2 protein-coding genes are annotated in these 5395 nt (G+C 36.1%); one reads left to right on the top strand and one right to left on the bottom strand.

Annotated elements, in window-relative coordinates; genetic code table 11:
- The coding region (locus ACFIQE_RS08560; protein ID WP_375707542.1) for a DUF6990 domain-containing protein at positions 1 to 2280 on the top strand (2280 nt) is incomplete at its 5' end.
- A gap of 874 nt (positions 2281 to 3154) precedes the next feature.
- Here the strand turns inward: ACFIQE_RS08560 and ACFIQE_RS08555 are convergent.
- The coding region (locus ACFIQE_RS08555) for a type ISP restriction/modification enzyme (protein WP_375707541.1) at positions 3155 to 5395 on the bottom strand (2241 nt) is incomplete at its 5' end.

Raw genomic sequence — 5395 nt, 5'->3', positions numbered from 1 at the left:
ATTGAAAAAAAGTTGTGCGAGGAAGCTACTAATCATTCTGCCGTTGCACAAGCATTACTTGGTGATATGGAGGCTTTAAGGAGTGATAGATCTACTCCAAAACTATCTGTGCCAGAATTTGCAGATTATAAAACAATGACATCGGATGATCGCCTGCTTTTTTTTGCGCAAGCCTATAAAAATGGGGGGGTGGATGATATTCTAACGCGCAAAAAAACCAAACAGCGCTCGATAAGCCTCACAGCAGCAATGCGCGTTCTCAAAACACAAGGGTGGTTTTCTACGGAGCCTGGAAAAATGTGGTTGATTTTGCCCGACCGCTTCATTCAATTTGATTTTGGTTTTATACGTCTCCATGACAATTACAATGTCCGTATTGAAGCTGAAATATCTAATGAAATGATTTCTGTCGCTTGCAATTGTATTCACTATAGTGAGGAATATTGGTGCGTTTCTCCTAAAAATATTTATAATTCTTTTAATACGATTGGGGGGGGGATTTTTAGTGGTTTTGGTAAAGGCATTGATATTTGTGTAGAGACATTAGATGAGCAAGAGCTTATCAAAATCTCTGAGCGGATAATACAGTGGGCACGTGCCCAAGATTTACAAGCATCAATAGAAAGCAAAACGCTTATCCAAAAATATAGCTACAATATAGATATAGTCTGGCATTTAGCTTGTTTAGCATTAACAGGTCAAATTGATATCCTGAAATCCTATCAAAATTTTTTAGAAGCAGGTACGATTTCTGAAATTTTGGATGACCGTGAAGTAGAGAGATATATTAACCAGGCCGTTCAATTTGCTGAAGAATATCTGAAAATCCTTAATGAGCGAAAAGCTATAGATGATCGTCTTAGTTTACAAGATTTGTCTTTTCTTAATACAGTTTCTGAAGACTTAAAAAGGATGGACTGGACAGTCTATCGTGATAAAAATTACAATTGCAATGCTTATTTTATAAAGAAAGATCGTATCATTAATATAGTGTACAACCTTGATAAAAACGGAGAGACACCATTTGTTACCTTCAAGGTTTCTCTTTCAACACTTGGTTTTTCTACAGCTTATCGATCTATTTTTATCGATACTCCCCAATATACCGTTCTTAAAGAATCAGAAGAAGTTTATGCAGTTTCTAGTACTGAATTGGATGAAGGTAAACTGAAGCAGATCTGTGCGGATATTTTGTGCTGGGCTGATCGACAAAATGTGAATCAAATCATCTATGATTATGCGGCTTTGTCCCCAGACAGTGAATATGATTTTGCGAAGTTGCACCTTATTGCACTTATTCTTATTGGGGATGTTGAAAAACTCAAATTTTATAAGGAAAGTTTGAAGGATAAAAACTTTTCAGCTTTGATAAGGGAAAACATAGCACATATTATTGATAACGTCCTTGCTCTTGCACGCCGTTATCGGACTGGTTTTCCTAAAAATGCTCCGATTTTAAGCTTGGATGCGCAAACAGCATCTGTTGCTTCTAAAACAACTTCTGTTGAAGTGGCAGAGGAAGTGGATGAAGTGGATGACAATGATGATCGTCTCACCATGGAAAGTGCTCATGCACTTTTAAAAAGCTTAGGCTGGTCAACCGAGAAAATCAATGAGAATGACCATATGGCAAGCTATCAATTGGCTGATCGTGAAGTAGATATTCTTTATAACGACGAAATTGCCAAAGACTACCCGCAATTTGATAGCGCCTTTATGATTAGCACGGGCATTCTTTCCACCGCTTGTAAATTCATTGATCCTACCCACACGGAAGATATTCCAGATATACAGCTTAATTTTGAAGCCAAGGGATTAGAAATCTTTGAACCAGAAGTTACTGCGGATCGCTTAAAGCAAGCACTTGATGATGCGCTAGAATGGTCAGTCAAAGACATTGACCTTTCTAAAAGACTTCGCTCTGATTATGGCACTGCTCCTTGGCAACGGGATGCAACGTCTAAAGCAGATGATACGGATTATGCTTTGCTTCATCTTGGCGCTCTTGCTTTATTGGGTGATGTTGAGACCTTACAATCTTATCAGCAAAGCTTTACGGCAGGTGATCACCTAGGCTTTGACGAAAGCATCAACAAAACCCACCTTGAATGTGCATTAGCTTTAGCCAAAGAAGTAGCAAAAACCAAACAACTGAGCTACGCTTTAATTAAACAGGTGGCAAAAAAGCTTGATGATCAACAAGAGGTTACCAGCAAGGAGCAACCCCGCTCGTGGAAAGAGAAAATAGTCAATTTTATCGGAAAAAAAGACAAGAAATAGCACCTAAAAAATATCGAAAAGATTTCAGAAATTTAGAAAATAAGACGCGCTCCAAAGCCTTGATCACTAGTTGAGAAATTCAACAGTGGTGTGGCTCTGATCATGGTTTTGGTGCAAGATTTAAAGGAAATAACCTATTATTTCATAGATTATCAAAATCTCTTTTAATGGGCTTTTGTCTATTTTATCGGTTATGTCAGTTTATTTAACAGACGAATCTTATGATTTTAGTTAATGATTAAAATGTGCTTTATGAAAAGCATATGATCCTTTAAGCCTTTCAAAAGAAAGGGATTATAATCATAATAGATGCTATCAAGACCATTATGGTTATGAGTTTTGGAGGTTTAGGGGGTTTTGGAGGTGCTTTTTACGCTCCCCCCTTTACATATTTTTCAATAAAAAATAAAAGTCATTATATTTCAATAAGTTAATCTTTCAAATAAACAACCTATATTAAACACAAAACATAAATACAATCTTTAATATATATTTAAGAGGGTTTTGTAGGTGTTTTGGGGGTTTGAGAAACATTCAAAACCTATAAGTAATATAAGAAAATGAATATACATAACTCTCTTTAAACAAAGCTTCTGATAACAATAAAGCTATCATTTTAGATTACGGTATAACCTCTTAAAGGCAATGTAAAAGAAGCGTATTCACTTTAAGATGGGATTTCTTAAAAGTCTTAAAGCAATCAAAATAAGAGTATTTAAAAGTGCAAGTTTCTTCTTTTTAGAATAATGCATATAAACATTCCTTTTAAAGATTGTATGTAAGCAATTTAACAAGAGAGGTATAGATTATATGGTTATAAGACCTTATACCCCTTATGCGTTTATCATACCCATTATATGAGCATCTTTATAAGTTATTCAGTTTCTCTTAATACCAATTTGGGTAAGTTCTTAACGATTTTCATGGTTTCTAAACTTACCGTAATAACCCTTTGAAACAACTCCAATGGGTAAGCAGGGTTGCCAACGGTTTCAACAGCATAGCGATTGGCATCATTCACAATACCACTCTTTTTATCAGTCTTTACACATTGACGCTCCATAACCCATTCAAGAGCGGGCTTGCCATTGACGATATACTCATAAACTTCAAGAGGGATATCTGTCATAATGATATTGCTGTTATAAATAACTGTAGATTTATCCTTTTCCTTACTATTCTTAATTTTTGCGAATTTCATTTCTGTAACGTAATAAAATTTTTCGGGATTAGAGATCTCTGTTTGTTTTGGATTACCCTTTTTAAAGGTCACTGGATAAGGCTCTACAGTCTCATAATTCACGTGCAAATGCCCTAGTTCACGTCCAGCATTAACAAACTTCCAAAAATCTTCAGCGCTTTTTACACAAGGGATGCGAGGCAACTCTTTAGAGAGGTTATCAGCATAACGGGCACGATAATCTTCTGAGTGAAGTAGACCGTATACGTAATAAAAGATATCTTCTTTTATTATAGTCTCATTAGGATAAGCGGCTTTAAAATGCGCTAGTCCCTCATCCGTAATGGCATCACTCCTCTGTAAATCAGCTGTTTTGCTGTCTTCTGTAGAATCCGTAAATAAATGAGTTTGTTTCTTGTTTCTATCTTTTGAGACCGTAGTGTCTTCGTAAATATAGCGTGGAAAGCATTGTCCATTTTCTATCACCTGAACATCGGGCAGAGCCGTAGTCATAAGCACAGAAAAGCCTCCCATTGCTCCTATACCTGTAACTTGAATTACTTTATTTCCAATCATTCCCCCTATCGGAAATATACGCGGCATTTGATAGACTCTATGGTTAAAAATACGACTATAGTAAAGCCATTGCTTCGTAAAAGGACGATATAGGCTTTGAATAAGACATTTATCTTCAAATTCAAAAACCTTTCCTCTTACAAACTCTTCTTTCAGACTACTACTCCAACAAATTTTTGTAGCATCAACACTAACAAAATCGTTTACAGCATTTGCACGTAACTTACGGTCAGCATGCGGATAGACATTATTAAAACGTTCCACTTCGCTATTATAGAAAGCAATCATATAACTCATGTTTTTTGCTAAAACTTCATGATTTGAGTTATATGCCCAAGCATCACGATTAGTTTGTATACCACACGAAAAAGTTTCAAAGAGCTTTTTCTTATTATTACCTTTCTTAACACCTATGGCTAAAAATGCTTTAAAATTGTCATCACGTTGATTTATCCAATCACCGTGCTTATCTGGTATAATGATTTGCCAACCTTGTTTACTCCGTGTAATACCATTAATGCTTCCAAGGGATTCAATCATTGTAAGCTTTTCTTGCCTCGTGAGATAGTCTCCAATATCACGAAAATATATCTTACCACGCTGTTGTGCATTTGGATTTTTTACGAGAATAGAGATAGCTATGGGAGCACGAGATCCTTCACCAAAAATTCCACCACTTTCTTTCTTACGTTGTTCTCCAGAAGTCCGAGCATTTCCCCGTAAATGGAAAATATAAAGGCTGCTAAATTCCTCAACGAGGCACTTTCGTAGACTGTCCGTAGAACTTCCATTAATAAAACCGGCATTTGTGACAAATCCGATTATCCCAGCATTATCAATACGGTCACTTGCCCAGCGAATAGCACGAATATAGCTATCATAAATTGCTTGCATATTGGTTGCTTTTGAATGAGCAGCATAAGTTTCACTAATACGTTTATCTAAAATCGGATAGGGTGTGTTTTTTGCATTATCATTTTCGTTTTTTTGCTTTGTTGAATAAGGAGGATTGCCAAAGATCACTTCAATATTGAGGTTTTTCTGAAGTTCTAAATATTCACTGTTTTCCTCTAATAAACCTTTCATCAAATCTTGTTTTTCAAGCATCCGGAATGTATCGGTTAAACCAATATGTTTGAAAGGAATATACTCTCCTTTCTTCAAACTATGATAAGTCGATTCAATATTGATCGCTGCTATGTAATAAGCCAGTAAAACAATCTCATTGGCATGGATATCATGACGGAACTTATATTCCATATCCTCTGGTTTTATGAGCTTTGATTGTAAAAGCCTTGTGATAAAGGTACCCGTTCCAGTGAAAGGGTCAAGAATAGACACTCCACGTGATCCCAAGCT

It is taken from the genome of Bartonella sp. AA1HLJMS (genome assembly GCF_042197445.1).
In the GTDB taxonomy this organism is placed as follows: Bacteria; Pseudomonadota; Alphaproteobacteria; order Rhizobiales; family Rhizobiaceae; genus Bartonella.
The sequence above is the reverse complement of the archived record's forward strand: the minus strand, read 5'-3'. Positions and strand labels throughout refer to the sequence as shown.